Here is a 17,154-nt window from a genome sequence, read left to right on the forward strand (position 1 = left end):
GGTCTGTGCGACGAGCCTCACGGCCCGGCACGTCGACGTACACGCCCGGAACGGGTGAGATCGCACGACCCCGCAGAACCGTCAGTCCACGGCGTCGACGAGCGCGGTCAGGAACCGTGGTCCGTCCGACGACACCGAGCAGGTCAGGCCGGTGCCGCCGAGCGCCACCGCGACCGCGCGCACCACCGACGACCGGGCGGCCTCGCGGTCGTCGTACGCGGACCAGAACCGGATGCTGATGTCCGCCCAGGCCGGCGTGATCGTGTGCAGGAAGACCTCGGGATCCGTCGACGACACCGAGGCCCCGGAGGACACCGAAGCCACCGAGGCCACCGAGGCCACCGCGTCCAACAGCACCGGGCAGACCCGGTCGAGGTCCGGCGACCCGTGCAGCCGCGCCCGGACCTCGCTCCGGACCGCCCCCGACTCGCTGGCGTTCCAGAGCGGGTTCTCGAGCAGCATGGTGTTCGGGATCCGGATCGTCCTGCCGTCCGAGGTGGTGAGCAGGACGGCACGCCCCGTCAACTCGACGATGCGGCCGGCCACGCCCTCGACCTCGATCGAGTCGCCGATCCGCACCGGTCGTCGGGCCTGGATGACCAGACCCGCGCCGAAGTTCGCCGCGATCCCGCGCAGGGCCAGGAACGCGACCGCGCTGATGATGATCACCGCGGCGAGCACCGGCTGCAACGGCGCTCCGAGCACGGTGAGGACGATGCCGATCGTGAGCAGGAGGATCGAGTAGCGCACGAGACGTGCCACGAGGTTCGTCCCGCTCGGTCCGAGCCCGCTCCACTTCGCCAGCGCCACGACGACGCCCCGTCGGGCCCACACGGACGCGAACCACCCGACGACCAGGACGACGACGGCGAGGACCACGTCCCACGCGCCGAAGGACGAGTTCTGCACCAGACCGTTCACGATTTCCTGCATGTCGCCTCCCAGCCGCAGCACGGTAGGCGAGCACGGGCGCTGCCCGGATCGCACCGACCGGGTGAGATCGCCGTCGTGCCGGCCGGCGGGCGATACCGCAAGGATCGCGCAACCACCAGTGCCTCCGTTGTCGAGCCGCCCGGCAGCGCCTACGTTTCGGCTGTGCGACCCCGCACCGTCCCCCGAACCCAGGAGGCCGCATGGCCACGCCAGCCGTCCCCGTCCCCGTCCCCTCGACGTTCGCCCGACGCCTCCGCGAGGACGTCGCGCACGCCCGAGAGCACGTCCTGCTCACGGCTCTGCTCGGCTCGCCGTTCCTGCCGCGGGTCGTGCGACGGCTCCTGCTGAACGCCGCGGGCGCGCACGCCGAGTCGGCCCCCGGCGTCGGTTTCTCGCTCACGGGCGACCCGCGCAACCTGTCGGTCGCGCGAGGCGTCTACTTCAACCGCGCGACGACCATCGAGGCCATCGCCCCCGTCAGCATCGGTGCGAACGCCGCGATCGGCATGCAGGTCCTCATCATGACGAGCCACCACGCGATCGACGCCGACGGCCGGTGGAGCGACACCGCGACCGGCCGTCCGGTCGTCATCGAGGACCGCGTGTGGATCGGCGGCCGTGCGACGATCCTGCCCGGCGCCCACATCGAGCACGACGTGGTCGTCGCGGCCGGCGCGGTCGTCACCGGGCGCCTGCTGGCGCACGGCGTCTACGCCGGCGTACCGGCGAAGCGCATCCGTGACCTGGCCGGGGCGGACCCGGCCACGGACCGCACCGCGACCGCCTGACGGCCTGGAGGCCCGTGGCGGCGCCGCCACGGGCCTCCAGGCCGTCCTGTGGGCTGTTCTCGGTCCCGCGCCCTTCCGCGGGGACGTCGCGTCTGCGACGATGGGCGCGCAGCGGGCGACGACGCCCGCCCGTCGTGAGGAGTCCACCGTGTCCGTGCGTCTCAACCCGTACCTCGGCTTCCGCTCGGGGGCCCGCGAAGCCCTCGACTTCTACCACTCGGTGTTCCACGGCGAGCTCACGATCGGCACCTTCGGCGAAGCCGGCATGAGCCAGGACCCCGCCGACGCCGACAAGGTGATGCACGGGCAGCTCGAGGGCGAGAACGGCCTGCTGCTGATGGCCTCGGACGCGCCGACGGGCATGCAGACGCCGTCGGAGAGCACGATCTCGTTGTCGCTCAGTGGCGACGACCACGAGGCCCTGACCCGCTACTGGAACGGACTCGCCGAGGGCGCGTCGATCATCGAACCGCTCACGACGGCCCCGTGGGGCGACACCTTCGGGATGCTCACCGACCGGTTCCGCGTCACGTGGCTCGTGAACATCACCGGCGCGGCGAACTGAGGGGGACCGGGACCCCGCCGACGTTCGCCGCGATCGGCCACCGTGGCACCCAGCACCGGACCCGCGCGGCGTAGCGGCGGAAGTCGTCGCCGAAACGGGCCTCGAGATCGGCCTCCTCGAGCGGCCGGACGACGCAGTTCCACACGATCGACCCGGCGAGTGCGTAGACGACGACCATCCACGACCCGAGCAGCAGTCCGACGGCGACGCCCTGCGTGATGCCGGCGAGCGCCATCGGGTTGCGCACCGAGCGGTACGGGCCGGCGACGACCAAGCGGTTCGCACTGGCGGACGGCAGCGGGGTGCCAGCGCCCTTGGTCGACATCGCCGCCGCCGACGCGATGCCGAGCGCGCTGGCGAGCGCGAGGACGACGAGCCCGACCACCAGCAGCGCGGTCACGACCGGTCCGGGCAGCGCGGGGTGCAGCCGCCAGCGGTGCTCGGCGACGGCGATGCCCACGGGGAACACCCCGAGGAACAGCCCCCAGAAGACGACGATCTGCACGGTCGTCGCCACCACGTGCCGTGACGTCGCGGCACCTGGGTCGGCGGTGCGGAACCGCAGTGGACCGGACGTCAGCCACTCGGTCGGTACGCGGCCGAGCAGGACGAGGGCGAGGGCCAACACGGAACCGACGGTCGCCGCGGTCATGACGACGACGCCCCAGCCGGCCTCGCCGGTGCCGGTCGCCCAGGCGGCGAGACCGGCGAGCACGAGCGCGGTCCACCCGGTGGCGACGGTCGCAGCGATCCGCCCGACCGTGCCCGCGGAGACCGCTGCGAGTGCCGAGGCCACGACGAAGAGCGGGACGTCGAAGGCCGCGACGACCAGCGGGTCCAGCGAGCCGAGCGTGAGCGTCCGGACGGTGGGGACGGTCGCGACGGTGATCCACCACACCGCGCCGCCGAGGGCCTGCAGTGCGAAGTACCGTCGGCCCCAGGACACGTCTGCACGCTAGCAGTGGGAGACCGCGGCGGCGGGCCCGGGGCGCTTCGTGAGCAGGAATGGTCGGGTGCTGCAAGCGAACCCGACCATTCCTGCTCACGATGTACCGGAGATCAGTCCTCGCGGTTGACCTGCCCGTCGACGCGCGGTGCAGGTCAGGGCGTGACCATGCCGCCGTTCACGTTGAGCGTCTCGCCGACGACGTAGCTCGACTCGTCCGACGCCAGGAACACGTAGGCCGGTGCGAGTTCGGCTGGCTGTCCGGCGCGGCCCATCGGCGACTCGCTGCTCCCGAACTCGGGCAGCGTCGACGGGTCGACGCCGCCGCTCGGCTGCAGGACCGTCCACGTCGGCCCGGGAGCGACGACGTTGACGCGGATGCCGCGCTCGACGAGCAGCTGCGACAGCCCCTTCGACAGGTTGTTGATCGCGCCCTTCGACGCCGCGTAGTCGAGGCGGTCGGGAGCCGGCTTGTACGCCTCCATCGACGCCGTCGTGGTGATCGTCGCGCCGGGCTCCAGGTGCGGGAGCGCCGCCTTGACGAGGCGGAACAGCCCGAAGACGTTCACGTCGAAGGTCGCCTCGAACTGGTCGTCGGTGACGTCGAGCACGTCCGGCTGCCAGCGCTGCTTGCCGGCGACGCTCACCAGGGCGTCGAGACCGCCGAGTCCGGCGACGGCCTGGTCGACGAGCTCCTGCGCGTACGCCTTGTCGCGCAGGTCGCCGGGGATCGCCACGGCGGTGCGTCCGGCGGCACGGATCTGTTCGAGGACGTGGTCGGCGTCGGACTGCTCCTCCGGCAGGTAGGCGATCGCGACGTCCGCGCCCTCGCGGGCGAACGCGATCGCGACGGCGCCGCCGATGCCGGAGTCGCCGCCGGTGATCAGGGCCTTGCGGCCGGCGAGCCGGCCGGTGCCCTGGTAGCTCGTCTCGCCCAGGTCGGGCACCGGGTCCATGGCGGACTGGAGGCCCGGCTCGTCCTGCGTCTGCGGCTCCGGTTGGACGTCGGGGTAGCGGGTGCGCGGGTCGCCGTGTTCGTACTGGTCGGTGGGCATGCGAGTTCCTTCCTGCTCGTGCCTCCACGGAACCCGTCCCGGCTGGGCGGCGGCGGAGCGCCATCCGCCCTGCGCACCCGTCCAGGACCGCGGGGTTGCCTCGGGGCCATGAGTGACGACGACGACCAGCAGACCGAGCGCGACTTCGCCGACGCGGTGAACATGACCCCGTCGGAGCTCCGCGAGTGGCTCGACACCGACGAGTCGAAGCACGTCGGGCAGAAGCCCCCGGGCGGTGGCGAGTCCACCGGGCACGAGAGCGGGCGGCACGTCATCCGGATCCTCGAGAAGCACGAGGCGGACCGGACCGACGACGACCGCGCCCACATGCGGAAGGTGGTCGGCTACGTCGCCCGGCACTCGGAGCAGCGGCCGGACGGTGACGTGCACGACACCCCGTGGCGGTGGTCGCTGATGAACTGGGGCCACGACCCCGAGAAGCGCTGAGCCGCCGCAGGCTCGGAACGACGCCGGGCCGCCGCAGGCTCGGAACGACGCCGGGCCGCCGCGCGTACCGTGACGCACCATGCCGAACCAACTCAAGAAGCCGGACATGTACGAGGAGCTCCGCAAGGAGGGCAGCTCGAAGGAGAAGGCCGCGCGGATCAGCAACGCCGCAGCGGCCCGCGGCGAGGAGGCAGTCGGGCGGAAGGGCGGCGAGTCCGGCTCGTACGACGACTGGACCGTCGCCGACCTCCGGAAGCGTGCCAAGGAGCTCGGCCTGACCGGGTACTCGTCGAAACGCAAGGCCGAGCTCGTCGAGGCGCTCCGGGATCACTGACCGAGGTCGGCGACCGCGTCGATGCCCTCGGCGATCTCCGCCGCGTGCGTGTGGTGCAGGTAGTGCCCGCCGTCGAGCAGGACGACCTGGCCGTCGGTGACCGACGCCGCCTGCGCACGGTGCAGGCGCTCCCACCCCGGCACCTCCGGGTCGTCGCCCACGACGAACAGGCGGACCGGCAGATCGGCGGGGAACGCGAGGCTGCGGGCGTGCCGGAAGTTCGCGCCGAGGTGCTCGTACTCGTCCAGGTACGTCGCGCGCATGCTGGTGCGGTGTGACAGCAGGGTCATCTGCTCCTTCTGCGCATCGGTGTAGGGCAGCCCGGCGTACGCGTCGCCGGACACGGCAGTGAGCACACGGGCGAGTCCGGTGGCCTTCACGAAACGGAACAGGCCAGACCCGACGGCCTCGTCGATGCCGGGCTGCGTCGGCACGCTGCTGTCGATGCCGACGAACGCCTGCACCTCGTCCGGGTACGTGTTCGTGTACTCAAGCGCGTAGATCCCGGCGACCGAGTGCCCCGCGAGCACGTACCGGTCGATGCCGAGCGTCGACAGCGCCTGGTGCACCTCGTCGACGATGTTCGCGCTGGTCCGAGGCCGGTCGGTGCCGTCGCTCAGGCCGTACCCGAGCGGCTCGACGACCACCACCCGGTGCGTGTCCTGCAACCGGTCGACGAGCGGGGCGAAGTCGATCACGGGGGATGCCGTGCCGAAGCCGGGCAGCAGCACGACGGTCGACGCGCCGGACCCGGTGACGGCGACGTTCACCCGGCCTCCGGTGACGGGGACGAGTTCGCCGTACGGGCGGATGTCGTCCCGTTCCGCCGCCGTCGCGATCGCGTCGTAGGTGGCCGTGCCGCCGAGCGTCAGGGCGCCGAGGCCGACGAGTCCGACGAGCGAGAACCCGATGATCCGGAGCGGGCGACGGCGTCGGCGTGCAGGGCGGACCGGGGTGCTGGTGGGGGTGGCCGTGGGGTGGTGCGTGTCCATGCCTGCACGCTAGGTCGGGCTCGGACCGCCGCACATCGGAGCACGGTACCGACGTGCCTCGCCCGCGTCGTACCGCGGGCTGACGTCGGGCGACCGCACGGCGGGTTCGGCATGGGGGAGAATGGCCGGGTGAACGAGACGGGCATGCCGCGCTTCCGACGGATCTGGTCGACCGTGCAGGTCGGCGTGCTGGCGATCGCCGTTGCCTTCTGCATCGTGATGCTCGTGATCGGGCAGGGAAGCTCGACCGCGTCTACGCCGTCGCCGCGATCTTCTTCGGCCTGGCGCTCGTCGGGCACAGCACGTACCTCTGGCTGCTCGCCCGGAACGCCCGCGCCGGACGCTGACCCGGGCGCCGACGGCTTTGCTCCGGTTACACGCCGAAGCGCAGTGCGAGCGGCACGAGCAAGCCAGCCACCCAGACGAGCACCATCACGAGCGCACCGATAGCGATGAACCGACGGCGACGACGCAGCTTCGGACTCCGCTCCTCGCCCCACATCTGTGCGCGGACGAGCACCCGGTTCGCCTGCTCGACGACCTTGCGGACCTCTGGGTCGTCCAGCTCGAGGGCACCGGACCGGGCGTGTTCGGCGATGACCGTGGCTTCGTCGACGGTCAGGTCGTCCTTGCGCATGCTCCATCCTCGCACCGGGGCGAGGGGTACGGCCCGTCTGTGCGGGAACGGACCAGCAGCGCGTACCAAGGACGCATGGGACATCGGTACCGCGGGAAGATCGTCGTCGTCACCGGAGCATCGAGCGGCATCGGGAGGGCCGCGGCGCACGAGTTCGCCCGACAGGGTGCCACGCTCGTGCTCGCCGCACGCGGCCACGCCTCCTCGAAGCCGCCGCCGCCGAGTGCCGTGCACTCGGGGCCGACGCGGTCGCGATCCCGACGGACGTCGCCGACGAGCACCAGGTCAAGGACCTCATCGGCACGGTGACGAGTCGGCACGGTCGCATCGACGTCTTCGTCGGCAACGCGGCCCTGTTCGTCTACGGCCTGTTCGAGCAGACCCCGACGGAGGCGTTCAAGCGGGTCGTCGACACGAACCTCTACGGCCACCTCAACGCGATCACGCACCTGCTCCCGCACTGGAAGCAGCGCGGCACGGGCACGTACGTGCTCGTCGGCTCGATCCAGTCGCTGCTGTCCGCGCCGTACCAGTCGGCCTACGTGACGAGCAAGCACGCGGCGCTCGGCCTGGTCGACGTCCTCGGCGACGAGTTCGCGCACACCGGCATCCGCTTCACCACGCTGCTGCCGTCGACGATCGACACCCCGATCTACCAGAACGGCGCGAACTACACCGGCAAGAACTCGCACCCGCTGCCGCCGACGGTGTCGGTCGAGCGCGCGGGTCGTGCCGTCGTCACCGCCGCCACACACCCGAAGCGGTACCGCTACGTCGGCCGCATCCAGGCGTCGCTCGTCCCGCTGCAGTACGTGTTCCCGGGGCTGTTCCACAAGATCACGAAGCCGATGGTCGAGACCTTCGCGCTGCGCGGGAAGGGCGACCCGACCGACGGCAACCTCTACGCCCCGGCGGACGCCGGCAACGCCACGAACGGTGGCTGGGTCGCGAAGCGTCGGCGTGTCACGCGTCCGCTCGTGTGGCTCGGCGCGGCTGCGGCGGTCGGGGCGGTCGTGCTCGGCCGCGCACGGCGGTAGCCCTGCCGAAACCGGGCGTACCGTTCTGAAACGGGCGTACCTGCCGTGATCTTCGTGGCAGGTACGCCCGTTCTTGCTTGCTACCGCAGCCGTTCTGGGAAGGAACGTGCGGCTCAGAAGAGCTTCGCGCTCGCGCGGCGTGCGCCCTCGCCGAGCGACTCGAGCTTCGCGGCGGCGATCTGCGGGTGGGTGCGGCCGCCCAGACCGCAGTCGGTGCCGGCGATGACGCGCTCACGCCCGACCACCGAGGCGAACCGCTCGATGCGCTGCGCGACCAGGTCGGGGTGCTCGACGACGTTCGTGGCGTGCCCGACGACGCCGGGGACGATCACCTTGCCGTCGGGCAGTGTGACGTCCTGCCACACGGTCCACTCGTGCTCGTGCCGGGCGTTCGCGGCCTCGAACGAGTACGCCCCGGCGTCGATGTCGAGCATGAGGTCGACGATGTGGCGGAGCTCGATGTCGGTGGTGTGCGGGCCGTGCCACGAGCCCCAGCACAGGTGGAAGCGGACACGGCTGGTGTCGAGCCCCTCGAGCGCGTGGTTGAGTGCCTCGACCCGGATCCGGGTGAAGGCGCGGTAGTCCGCAATGCTCGGCTCCGGGTTGATCTGGTCCCAGTTCTCGGCGATCGAGGGGTCGTCGATCTGCAGCACGAGGCCCGCGTCGAGGATGATGCGGTACTCGTCGCGCAGGGCGTCGGCCCAGGCCCAGATGTGCTCTTCGTCGGTGGCGTAGTACTCGTTCGCGACCCGTGCGGCGGAGCCGGGGAGAGCGCCGTGATGAAGCCGTTCTCGGCACCGGCCGCTTCGACGGCGTGCTCGAGGTTGGCAGCGTCGGTGCGTGCGGCCTCGTGCCCGGTGTAGACGATCGGGCCGGTCGTGGTGGGGAACGCGGTGGCGTTCTTGCCGGTGCCGATGCCCGACTCCGGGTCGGTGTAGGCCTCGCGGAAGATCGTCCAGTCGCGACGGTCCGGGAAGCTGGTCAGCTGCACGTTGCCCGGACCGGACCGGACCGGCTGCTGCGTGAAGATGTCGGCGTCCGTGAGCGAGAGTCCGCTGACGCGCTGGAACGAGTAGCCCCACCACGCGCCGTAGTCGACGCTGTTCGACATCGCCTTGCCGAACTCGCCGTCACCCGGCTGCGTGATGCCGAGGGCAGTCTGGCGGGCGACGACGTCGTCGACGGCCGCGCTCGTCATCGCGCGGACCTCGTCGGTGGTCTCGAGCGTGAAGCCGTCGGCACCCACGGGGCGGGCGGCGTTCGCGGCGATGAGCTCCGGCGTGCGCGGGAGCGACCCGGCGGTGGTGGCCTGGACGTGGTCGGTGTTCTCGAAGGGCAGGGCCCAATGTGCCACGGGGCGCCTCTCGAGCCGGGCTCCGTTCCGTGGCACGACGCGAGCCGGGGCGAATGGGATCCCTATGCCCAGTGCGCGCCCGACCTCCCGCATCCCGCTCAACACCCTCGCCGCACCGTTCGGCCTGGCCGGCTTCGCGGAGACCTGGTCGTACGCGGCACCCGTCCTCGGCGTGCCGTCCGTCGTTCCGCAGGTGTTCTGGGTGGTCGCGGCGGTGGCGTGGTCGTGGTTGCTCGGCGCGCACGTCCTGCGGGGCGTCCGGGTCGACGAACGCCTGGTCGACCAGCTCCGTCACCCCGCGCAGGGCCCGATCGCGGCCCTGGTCCCCGCGACGGCGATGCTCCTCGGCGTCGACCTCGCGCGGTTCTGGGAGATAGGGGGCAGGTCCTCGTGGTGCTCGCGGTGGCGGTCGCTGCCGGGTTCGCGGCGTGGTTGCTGAGCACGTGGTTCGAGGGGCGCCTGACCCTGGAGGCCGTGCACGGCGGCTACCTGCTGCCGACGGTCGCCGCGGCCCTCGTCGCCGCCGTCGCCACGCACGAGGTCGGTGTGGGATGGCTGTCCTGGGCGTGCTTCGGCGTCGGCGTGTTCTTCTGGGGCGTGATGACCGGTCTGCTCCTCATCCGGCTGTCGTTCCGCCCCGCACTGCCCGACCCGCTCGTCCCCACGATGGCGATCCTCGTGGCTCCGCCCGCGGTGGCGACGGTGTCCCTGTTCGCGCTCACCGACGACGCCCGAACCCTGCCCGTGCAGGCGATCGCGGGCCTCGGGGTCCTCATGCTCCTCGTGCAGCTCGCCCTGCTGCCCCGGTACGTCCGGCTCGGGTTCTCGCTCGGGTTCTGGTCGTTCGTGTTCCCGGCTGCGGCGGTCGCGACGGCGGCGATCGAGTGGTTCCGGGTGCTCGACCTGCCGGTGGCGTGGGTGCCCACGACCGTGCTGCTCGTCCTGCTCACCCTGCTCGTCGTCGTGGTCGGGGTGCGGTCGCTGAGCCTGGCCGCGCGGCACCTGCTCGGGCAGGCCGAGTCGGTGCTGCACGCCGCCGACGACGAGGACGCGGCTCCCGCGACGCACTGACGCGGCGCCGACGGTGTCGTGGTGCGTCAGCACCCGCTCTGCGACGAACCACGCGTCGAACGACTCGTGGATCGTCGCAGAACGGGTGTGCAGTGCGACGCGACCGCGCGAGGATCAGGCGCTGACGGTCTCGTCCGCCGTCAGCACCGGGGCGATGGTCCCCGTCCGGGCACCTTCGTACGCCGCCAGGATCATGCCGAGCACCGCGATGCCCTCGCGCTCCGTGTGGATCGGCCGCGTGCCGTCGCGCAGGCACGCCCCGAACGCGCCGATCTCGGCCGCGAAGGTGTCGACCTCGTCGAAGGTGACCGACTCGCTCGTGCCGTCCCGCAGGTCCCACCGCAGCGTGGTGCCGTCGCTCGTCAGGGCGCCGTGTTCGCCGACGACGCTGAACCGCTCGGTGCCGGCGGCCGGGTCGTACGCCCAGCTCGTCACGAGCTGGCCCACGGCGCCGTTGTCGAAGCGGAACAGGGCCTGCGCCGAGTCCTCGCCCTCCATGAACGTCAGCCGGTGCGTGGACAGCATCGCGGTGGCCTGCACGGGCACGCCGCCGGCCAGGTGCATCAGCAGGTAGCTCGGGTGGTACCCCGTGTCGATGAGCTCGCCGCCGCCGCTCGTCGACGCGTGGGCACGCCACCCCATGTTCGACGGGTCGAACTCGTTGCGGAACGAGTCGGTGGTGCGGACCTCGTAGACGGTGCCGAGGGCCCCGCCGTCGATGAGTTCCCTGGCCTTGGCGACCGCGGGCATGAACAGCTGGTTGTGCGCGCACATCAGGGTGATGCCGGACTCGGACACCGCGCGCTGCACGTCGGCGGCCTCGTCGGGGCTCAGGCACAACGGCTTCTCGCACAGCACGTGCTTGCCCGCCTTCGCCGCGGCGACGATCGCATCGCGGTGCAGGTGGTGCGGCAGGCAGATGTCGACGGCGTCGATGTCCGCCTGCTCGAGCATGGCGAGGTAGTCGGTGAAGAACGGGACGCCGAGCTCCGCCCCGCGTTCCTCGGCCGTGGCCGCGAACGCGTCGGCGACCGCGGCGATGCGGATCGTGTCGGGGTGCTCGGCGTAGCCGGCGATGTGCGCGGACGCGATGCCGCCCCCGCCGATCAGGCCGACGCGGATGATGTCGCTGGACATGGTGACTCCTGTGGTTGGTTCGAGGTGCTGGACTGCTGGGGCGGTCAGGCGGGTGCGCCGACGAGGGCGTCGCTCGTCGCGGGCTGGCCCGCGGCGTCGTTCGCGGCGACCACCAGGCGGGTGAGCTCGACGGCGCGGGCGAGGTTGTCGTCGGCACGCGTGTCGGCGGCGATGTGGTCCACCCACTGACCGAAGGCGTCCTGGGCGTCGGCGGCGACGTCGAGGGTGACCGGCTCGTCGCCGTAGGCCGGTCCGCCGGCGGTGAGCCGGGCCTCCTGGTCGGAGTACGCGAGCCAGCCCCGGGTGCCGGCCACGTCGATCGTGAACGGTGTGCCCGCGACGAAGCCGGCCTCGATGACGCCGATCGCCTGCGAGGCGTAGCCGACGGTGACCACGGCGTGGTCCTCGACCGCGCGGCCGGTGTACGAGCGGTAGACGGCCTCGACCGTGTCGGGGCGGGCACCGAGGAACAGCTGCGTCAGGTAGACGGGGTGGCAGCCGAGGTCGGTGAGGGCGCCGCCGATCGCCGTCGCCGGGTCGAAGAACCGCTCCGGCAGCCACGGTGCAACGGCACCGTCGTGTGAGAGCCGGACACGGGAGTACGTGACGTCGCCGAGGCGGCCCGCGTCGAGCTCGCGCCGGATCGCGGCCGTGTAGCCGTGGTACAGCCGCGGGAGCGAGACCACGAGCGTGACCCCGGCGGCGTCGCAGGCGGCGATGACCGCGTCGCACTCCTCGACGGTGGGGGCGAGGAGCTTCTCGGTGAAGACGTGCTTGCCAGCCGCTGCCGCGCGCTCGATCACGTCGCGGTGGACGTCGGTCGAGGTCGTGATCGTGACGGCGTCGAGGTCGGTGCGGGCGAGCAACGCATCGAGGTCATCGGTGTACTCGACGCCGAACCGTTCGGCGCCGGCTCGGCCGCGCTCGGTGTCGTCGTCCCAGACGGCCACGAGCTCGGTGCCGGGGTGGTCGACGGTCTGTTGCGCGTAGTCGCCGGCGTGGACGTGCCAGAAGCCGAGGACGGCGACGCGCAAGGGGGTGGAGGGCATGGGTGTTCCTTTCGTGGGGGACGACCAGGGCGTTCCTGCTCAGATCCGGACCTCGTCGTAGTCCTTCGGCAGCGTGAACGGCGAGTAGGTCTGCATCATCGGGTCGACGCGGTTCTGGGCCCGCTCGACGGCTTCCTGCGGACTCGCGGTGCCGAGCAGGACGCTCGAGCGCGCGTCGGCGAGGGAGTCCCACCACGCGCCGCCGACGGGCAGCGGCGGGCGGCAGCTCGACGCACCCATCGACTCGACGAAGAACCGGATCGACTTGGCCGATCCCTTCGGGTCCTTGAGCGCCGCGATGTTCGACGGCACGCTCGTCGCGGGGACGACGTACGTCTCCTGGCCCTGCTTGCTCGTGAAGTACTTCATGAGCTCCCACACGGCCTTGTTCTTCTTCGAGCCCTTCGGCACGCACAGCGCGAAGCCACCGGACCACGTGTACTTGTCGCCGCCGTCCTGCTGGGTCGGCAGGTACGCGGTGCCCCAGTCGAGGTCCTTCGGCCCGTAGTTGTCGAACGTCTGGATCGTCGAGGGGACGCTGACCATGAACGCCATCCGGTCCGCCATGAACGCGGTCTGTCCCGGCGGGTGCCCGGTCGGCTCGTAGGTCGCGATGAAGGTGTCGGCGTCCTTGTAGCCGTACCGCTTCGCCCAGTCCTCGTAGAACTCGAAGATGCTGCGGACGCTCTTCGAGTCCATCGTCATCTTCGAGTCCTGCTGGTCGAAGTACGACGCACCGAGGCCGAGCCCCCACGTGAACGGCCAGCCTTCGCCGTACCAGGGGAGCAGTCCCATGTGGGTGTAGTTGCCACCGGACTTCTTCGTGATGCGTTCGCTGACGTCCCACATCCGGTCCATGCTCACCGGACCGTTGTGCTCCCAGTCGAACTCGTCGGGGTCGATCCCGGCGCCGGTGAGCATCTTCCGGTTCACGAACATGCCGCGGGCGTCGGTGTCGTGGGGGAGGCCGTAGGTCTTGCCCTGGTAGGTGACCTCGCCGATCGTGAACCCGAGCCACTGCGCCAGGAACTCGTCCTTCGGCTGGTCCTCGAACTCCTCGATCATGTCGTCGATCGGTTCGATGAGCCCGATCGCCGCGTACTGCGCTGCGCTGAACCGGTCGAGGAGCCACAGGTCGGGGGCGGTGCCGCCGCGCACGGCGGTGATGATGCTCGTGGCGTCGCCGGTGCCCTGCGACGGCACGACGTTGACCTTGACGTCGACCTCGGGGTGGATCTTGTTGAAGTCCTTGATCACCTTCGTCTGGAACGGCACGAACGTACCGGTGACACCCCAGATCGTGACCTGGTTCGGGTTGCTCCGGTCGCTCGAGCCGGAGGCGCACGATGCTGCGAGGAGCGCGAGCGCCCCCGCACCGCCCGTCGCGGCCGCACCGCGCAGGAACGTTCGTCGGTCGAATGCGCTGCTCACTTGAAGCTCCCGATCTGGACGCCCTTGATGAACGTCCGCTGGAACACGAAGAACAGGACCACGAGCGGCAGGATGATGAGCACCGATGCCGCCATCAGCTGGTTGAACTGGAAGTCCTGCGAGTTGTTGAGGCGGAAGATCTGCAGCCCGATGGACAGCGTCTGCACGTTCTCGTCCTGCAGGTAGATGAGCGGCCCGAGGAAGTCGTTCCAGGCACCCACCGCCGCGAAGATCCCGACCGTGACGAGCGCCGCCTTGGCCTGCGGGAAGACGATCCGCCAGAGGATGCCCCACTCGGAGGCGCCGTCCATCCGCGCTGCGTTGAGCAGGTCCTTCGGGATCTGCAGCAGGAACTGCCGGAGCAGGAACACGTAGAACGCGGACCCGAACAGACTCGGCACGATCAGGGGCAGGAAGGTGTTGATCCAGCCGAGTCGGGCGTACAGGTCGAACATCGGGATGAGCGTGACGGGGAACGGGATGAACAGCGTGGCGAGCACGATGTAGAACACCTTGTCGCGGCCGCGCCACTCGAGGCACGAGAACCCGTACGCGATCACGAGGTTCGACACCATCGAGAAGAGCGTCACGCAGACCGTGATGATGAGCGTGTTCCGGAAGAACGTGAAGAACGGCATCGCGTCGATCGCCTTGCCGAAGTTCGACCAGTCGAGCCACTGCGGGAACCAGGTGGGCGGGAAGGCACCGAGTTCGGAGTTGCCCTTCAGCGCCGAGATGACCATCCAGTAGATGGGGATGAGGAACAGCAGGCTCATCGCGATGAGGAGCACGCGGGCGAGGACGGACGACCACGGTGAGCGGATCGAGCCGTCGGCGTTCCGGGAGCGGTCGTCGGCTCCCTTGCGACCGCGGGGACGGACGGACTCGATCGACGCGGTGACGGTGTCGCGGTCCGGGTGTCGTTCAGTGCGCAGTGTCATCGGTCACTCCCCGGTCACGTCGTAGTTGACGAAGCGCTTGGACAGCCAGTACACGAGCCCGGACAGGATCATGCCGGCCAGGAACAGCAGCACGGCCATGGCGCTGGCGAAGCCGAGCTGCGCGTAGCTGAACGCGTTCTTGTAGAGGTAGAGCATGTAGAACAACGTCCCGTTGTCCGGGCTGCCGAGTCCTCCGGTGCCGGACGAGATCACGTACGCCTCGGTGAAGACCTGCAGGCCGTTGCTGATGCCGGTGATCAGGTTGAAGAGGATCACGGGGGAGAGCAGCGGCAGCGTCAGCGCGAAGAACTGCCGGAGCGGTCCGGCCCCGTCCACGCGAGCGGCTTCGTACAGGGTCTTCGGGATCCCGCGCAGTCCGGCGAGGAAGATCAGCGCCGCGTTGCCGGCACCCATCTGGGCGAGCGCGACGATGACGAGCTTCGCCGTGGTCGGGTCGCCGAGCAGGTTCGTGGCCGGGATCCCGACGAGCTTCATGACCTGGTTGACGAGGCCGGTCTGCGGGTTGACGAGCACCACGAAGATGAACGCGAGCGCGAAGGTCGGGATGAGCGAGGGGATGTAGAGGGCCGTCCGGTACCAGCCGATCTCGCGGACGTCCTGGTTCATCGCGATGGCGATCACGATGGCGATGACGATCCCGACGGGCACCGCGATGACGGCGTAGAACAGGGTGTTGCCGACCGCGGTGTGCACGAGCGGGTCGATGAACGCGGCGACGTAGTTGGCGAACCCGACCCAGGTGATGTCGGCCATGCCCGAGTACCGGGTCAGGCTGATCGCGAACGAGTAAATCAGGGGGTACGCGATGAACACCAGCACACCGAGGATCCACGGCGAGATGAACGCGATGCCGACGCGCAGCCGGCGCTTCTCGGCCGGTGTCCACGGGTGCTTCTCGCGTGGTCGTCGTCGGACGGTGGTGTCACCGCCCCGCGCCGTTCGCGGTGGTGCTGCTGTTCCGGATCGTGCGGTCGTCGTCACGAGCGTCCCTTCCGACCCCGTGCCACGACGGTGTGGCACAGGCGAACCCGTCTCCGGACGGGCGAACCGATCGCACCGTCGCGGTTTCAATCCAATTGATTGACAAATTCGTATGACCAGAGATGCTAGGGACCATGTCCGAGCCGCGTCAACCCCTTCCTGACACCGTGGTGCAGGGCAGAACGGGCGGCACGAACCTCGTGCGCGTCGGGGTCCAGAACCGTGCGCTGGTGCTCGATCTCGTCCGTCGCCGGGGACCGTTCGCCCGCGCCGAGCTGATGCGTGCGACCGGGCTCAGCGCGCAGACGGTGTCCAACATCGCAGCCGGGCTCGTGGGATCGGGACTGGTGCGCGAGGTCCCCGGCGGTGGGCGGCAGCTCGAGGTCGTCGCGGGGTCGCGGTCGGCGATCGGGGTCCACCTCGACCCGGCGCACCTCGTCGTCGTGCGCACCGACCTGACCGGAGCCGTGCTGGCCGTCGAGCACGTCGACCTGGACGCCACGGACGACCCGGTGCGGACGCTCGACACGATGGCGGCGGCGGTGCACCGGGTCCGTGGCGGTGCCCGTCCGCGCGTTCCCCTTCCCGCCGGCATCGGCCTCGCCGTCCCCGGCTCGATCGACCCCGACGGCGTCCGGATGGGCACCCCCGCGCAGTTGCCCGCCTGGTGGTCACTGCCGGTCACCGACGAGCTCGCCGCCCGGACGGGGCTGCCCGTGCGCCTCGAGAAGGACGGCGTCGCGAGCGCCCTCGGCGAGGTCTGGTCCGCTGCCGGCGCCGACGACCTGGTCTCCGTGTTCCTCGGCCACGGCATCAGCGCCGCGACGGTCGCCGCGGGCGAGGTGGTCCGCGGCGCCACCGGCAACGCCGGTGAGTTCGGCGGCATGCCGGTCGAGGCGCACGGCCGCTGGACCGAGGTCTGGGAAGCCTGCCAGCCCCTGCAACAGGTCCGGCGCGCCATCGCCGCCGGGCTGCTCCCCACGGGCATCCCGCTCGATCGCGCGAGCGACGTCCGGCACGCGTTCGAGCGGCTCTGCGCGACGCCGTCCGCAGCGCTGCTGGTCGCCGAGGCCGGTGCAGCGCTCGGATCCGCGCTCGCACACGTCGTCGAGCTGCTCGACGTGCCGCGCGTCGTGATCGGTGGCAGCGCGGCCCTCGCCGGCGGCGACGTCTTCATCGCGGCCGTCCGCGAGCGGCTCGCGGTCCGCCTGCCGCACGGGCCGTTCCCGACGGTCGCGGCGACCGCCTTCGGCGAGGCCTCGGTGGCCCGTGGCGCCGCCTGCGCGGTGCTGCAGGCCGACCTCGCCGTGCCTGCCCCCGTCGGCCGCGGCACCGGCGTCGGTACGGGGCGTCGACCGGGAGGCCCGGTGCACGTCCGCAGCATCGCCCACCCCTGGTGAGCGGGACCGTCCAGGGCCTCGGGTCGGCCGTGCGC

At 70.9% G+C, this 17,154-nt stretch carries 17 protein-coding genes and 2 pseudogenes; 8 read left to right on the forward strand and 11 right to left on the reverse strand.

Annotated elements, in window-relative coordinates:
* Nucleotides 1–81 precede the first annotated feature (81 nt).
* Nucleotides 82–933, reverse strand: coding sequence for a mechanosensitive ion channel family protein (locus tag ACZZ0J_RS01610; protein ID WP_463434366.1), 852 nt, complete (start codon nt 931–933; stop codon nt 82–84).
* A gap of 200 nt (nt 934–1,133) precedes the next feature.
* Between ACZZ0J_RS01610 and ACZZ0J_RS01615 the strand changes: the two genes are divergently transcribed.
* Complete coding sequence (locus tag ACZZ0J_RS01615) at nt 1,134–1,721, forward strand: acyltransferase (protein ID WP_123340467.1); 588 nt, start codon at nt 1,134–1,136, stop codon at nt 1,719–1,721.
* 148 nt (nt 1,722–1,869) lie between these two features.
* The gene (locus tag ACZZ0J_RS01620; RefSeq protein WP_463434369.1) at nt 1,870–2,286 is read left to right on the forward strand and encodes a VOC family protein; all 417 of its coding nucleotides are present in this window, start codon (nt 1,870–1,872) and stop codon (nt 2,284–2,286) included.
* On the opposite strand, the gene ACZZ0J_RS01625 is transcribed toward ACZZ0J_RS01620, so the two are convergent.
* Together ACZZ0J_RS01625 and ACZZ0J_RS01630 are read right to left on the reverse strand one after the other, a co-directional pair.
* Nucleotides 2,267–3,232, reverse strand: coding sequence for a methyltransferase family protein (locus ACZZ0J_RS01625; RefSeq protein WP_463434371.1), 966 nt, complete (start codon nt 3,230–3,232; stop codon nt 2,267–2,269). The two genes, ACZZ0J_RS01620 and ACZZ0J_RS01625, sit on opposite strands and share 20 nt — an antisense overlap.
* 155 nt (nt 3,233–3,387) lie before the next feature.
* Nucleotides 3,388–4,287 (reverse strand): SDR family oxidoreductase, encoded by a 900-nt coding sequence (locus tag ACZZ0J_RS01630; protein ID WP_463434373.1) that lies wholly within the window; start codon nt 4,285–4,287, stop codon nt 3,388–3,390.
* A 108-nt stretch (nt 4,288–4,395) separates the two neighbouring features.
* On the opposite strand from ACZZ0J_RS01630, the gene ACZZ0J_RS01635 reads away from it, so the two are divergent.
* Nucleotides 4,396–4,734 carry a DUF3140 domain-containing protein gene (locus ACZZ0J_RS01635; RefSeq protein WP_463434375.1) on the forward strand — a complete coding sequence of 113 codons (339 nt, stop codon included), beginning with the start codon at nt 4,396–4,398 and terminating at the stop codon, nt 4,732–4,734.
* A gap of 79 nt (nt 4,735–4,813) precedes the next feature.
* Nucleotides 4,814–5,068: a DUF7218 family protein gene (locus ACZZ0J_RS01640; protein WP_463434377.1), complete on the forward strand. Its 255-nt coding sequence runs from the start codon at nt 4,814–4,816 to the stop codon at nt 5,066–5,068.
* Here ACZZ0J_RS01640 and ACZZ0J_RS01645 read toward each other — a convergent pair.
* Nucleotides 5,062–6,060 carry an alpha/beta fold hydrolase gene (locus ACZZ0J_RS01645; protein WP_463434379.1) on the reverse strand — a complete coding sequence of 333 codons (999 nt, stop codon included), beginning with the start codon at nt 6,058–6,060 and terminating at the stop codon, nt 5,062–5,064. The genes ACZZ0J_RS01640 and ACZZ0J_RS01645 overlap by 7 nt on opposite strands.
* A 373-nt stretch (nt 6,061–6,433) precedes the next feature.
* Nucleotides 6,434–6,697 carry a hypothetical protein gene (locus ACZZ0J_RS01650; protein ID WP_123672725.1) on the reverse strand — a complete coding sequence of 88 codons (264 nt, stop codon included), beginning with the start codon at nt 6,695–6,697 and terminating at the stop codon, nt 6,434–6,436.
* A 75-nt stretch (nt 6,698–6,772) separates the two neighbouring features.
* On the opposite strand from ACZZ0J_RS01650, the pseudogene ACZZ0J_RS01655 reads away from it, so the two are divergent.
* Nucleotides 6,773–7,734, forward strand: a pseudogene (locus ACZZ0J_RS01655) (SDR family NAD(P)-dependent oxidoreductase).
* 113 nt (nt 7,735–7,847) lie between these two features.
* On the opposite strand, the pseudogene ACZZ0J_RS01660 reads toward ACZZ0J_RS01655, so the two are convergent.
* Nucleotides 7,848–9,073: pseudogene (locus ACZZ0J_RS01660) on the reverse strand (cobalamin-independent methionine synthase II family protein).
* 79 nt (nt 9,074–9,152) lie between these two features.
* Between ACZZ0J_RS01660 and ACZZ0J_RS01665 the strand changes: the two are divergent.
* Together ACZZ0J_RS01665 and ACZZ0J_RS01670 are read left to right on the forward strand one after the other, a co-directional pair.
* Nucleotides 9,153–9,527, forward strand: a complete 375-nt coding sequence (locus tag ACZZ0J_RS01665; RefSeq protein ID WP_463434381.1) for an SLAC1 family transporter — start codon at nt 9,153–9,155, stop codon at nt 9,525–9,527.
* Nucleotides 9,491–10,159, forward strand: a complete 669-nt coding sequence (locus ACZZ0J_RS01670; RefSeq protein WP_463434383.1) for an SLAC1 family transporter — start codon at nt 9,491–9,493, stop codon at nt 10,157–10,159. The genes ACZZ0J_RS01665 and ACZZ0J_RS01670 overlap by 37 nt, the downstream gene beginning before the upstream one ends.
* Before the next feature lie 114 nt (nt 10,160–10,273).
* Here the strand turns inward: ACZZ0J_RS01670 and ACZZ0J_RS01675 are convergent, their stop codons facing one another.
* From ACZZ0J_RS01675 to ACZZ0J_RS01695, 5 genes are read right to left on the reverse strand one after another with little or no spacing between them, the layout of a single operon-like run.
* Complete coding sequence (locus tag ACZZ0J_RS01675) at nt 10,274–11,296, reverse strand: Gfo/Idh/MocA family protein (RefSeq protein WP_214547037.1); 1,023 nt, start codon at nt 11,294–11,296, stop codon at nt 10,274–10,276.
* A gap of 44 nt (nt 11,297–11,340) precedes the next feature.
* A complete protein-coding gene (locus ACZZ0J_RS01680; RefSeq protein WP_463434386.1) occupies nt 11,341–12,345 on the reverse strand; it encodes a Gfo/Idh/MocA family protein in 1,005 nt (334 codons plus the stop codon).
* Nucleotides 12,346–12,384: 39 nt separating this feature from the next.
* Nucleotides 12,385–13,776, reverse strand: a complete 1,392-nt coding sequence (locus tag ACZZ0J_RS01685) for an ABC transporter substrate-binding protein (protein ID WP_463434388.1) — start codon at nt 13,774–13,776, stop codon at nt 12,385–12,387.
* Entirely contained in the window at nt 13,773–14,717 is a 945-nt protein-coding gene (locus ACZZ0J_RS01690) for a carbohydrate ABC transporter permease (RefSeq protein WP_463434390.1), read from the reverse strand. Before ACZZ0J_RS01690 ends, ACZZ0J_RS01685 begins: the two co-directional genes overlap by 4 nt.
* A 3-nt stretch (nt 14,718–14,720) precedes the next feature.
* Complete coding sequence (locus ACZZ0J_RS01695; RefSeq protein ID WP_123672741.1) at nt 14,721–15,719, reverse strand: carbohydrate ABC transporter permease; 999 nt, start codon at nt 15,717–15,719, stop codon at nt 14,721–14,723.
* 134 nt (nt 15,720–15,853) lie between these two features.
* Here ACZZ0J_RS01695 and ACZZ0J_RS01700 point away from each other — a divergent pair, with 134 nt between their 5' ends.
* Complete coding sequence (locus tag ACZZ0J_RS01700; RefSeq protein ID WP_463434393.1) at nt 15,854–17,119, forward strand: ROK family transcriptional regulator; 1,266 nt, start codon at nt 15,854–15,856, stop codon at nt 17,117–17,119.
* The last annotated feature ends 35 nt before the right edge of the window (nt 17,120–17,154 follow it).

It is taken from the genome of Curtobacterium sp. AC272 (genome assembly GCF_979258155.1).

Coding starts and splice junctions, on each gene's coding strand:
- ACZZ0J_RS01610 (WP_463434366.1), bottom strand. CDS start 933: ATGCAGGAAATCGTGAACGGTCTGGTGCAGAACTCGTCCTTCGGCGCG.
- ACZZ0J_RS01615 (WP_123340467.1), top strand. CDS start 1,134: ATGGCCACGCCAGCCGTCCCCGTCCCCGTCCCCTCGACGTTCGCCCGA.
- ACZZ0J_RS01630 (WP_463434373.1), bottom strand. CDS start 4,287: ATGCCCACCGACCAGTACGAACACGGCGACCCGCGCACCCGCTACCCC.
- ACZZ0J_RS01635 (WP_463434375.1), top strand. CDS start 4,396: ATGAGTGACGACGACGACCAGCAGACCGAGCGCGACTTCGCCGACGCG.
- ACZZ0J_RS01640 (WP_463434377.1), top strand. CDS start 4,814: ATGCCGAACCAACTCAAGAAGCCGGACATGTACGAGGAGCTCCGCAAG.
- ACZZ0J_RS01645 (WP_463434379.1), bottom strand. CDS start 6,060: ATGGACACGCACCACCCCACGGCCACCCCCACCAGCACCCCGGTCCGC.
- ACZZ0J_RS01650 (WP_123672725.1), bottom strand. CDS start 6,697: ATGCGCAAGGACGACCTGACCGTCGACGAAGCCACGGTCATCGCCGAA.
- ACZZ0J_RS01665 (WP_463434381.1), top strand. CDS start 9,153: ATGCCCAGTGCGCGCCCGACCTCCCGCATCCCGCTCAACACCCTCGCC.
- ACZZ0J_RS01675 (WP_214547037.1), bottom strand. CDS start 11,296: ATGTCCAGCGACATCATCCGCGTCGGCCTGATCGGCGGGGGCGGCATC.
- ACZZ0J_RS01680 (WP_463434386.1), bottom strand. CDS start 12,345: ATGCCCTCCACCCCCTTGCGCGTCGCCGTCCTCGGCTTCTGGCACGTC.
- ACZZ0J_RS01690 (WP_463434390.1), bottom strand. CDS start 14,717: ATGACACTGCGCACTGAACGACACCCGGACCGCGACACCGTCACCGCG.
- ACZZ0J_RS01700 (WP_463434393.1), top strand. CDS start 15,854: ATGTCCGAGCCGCGTCAACCCCTTCCTGACACCGTGGTGCAGGGCAGA.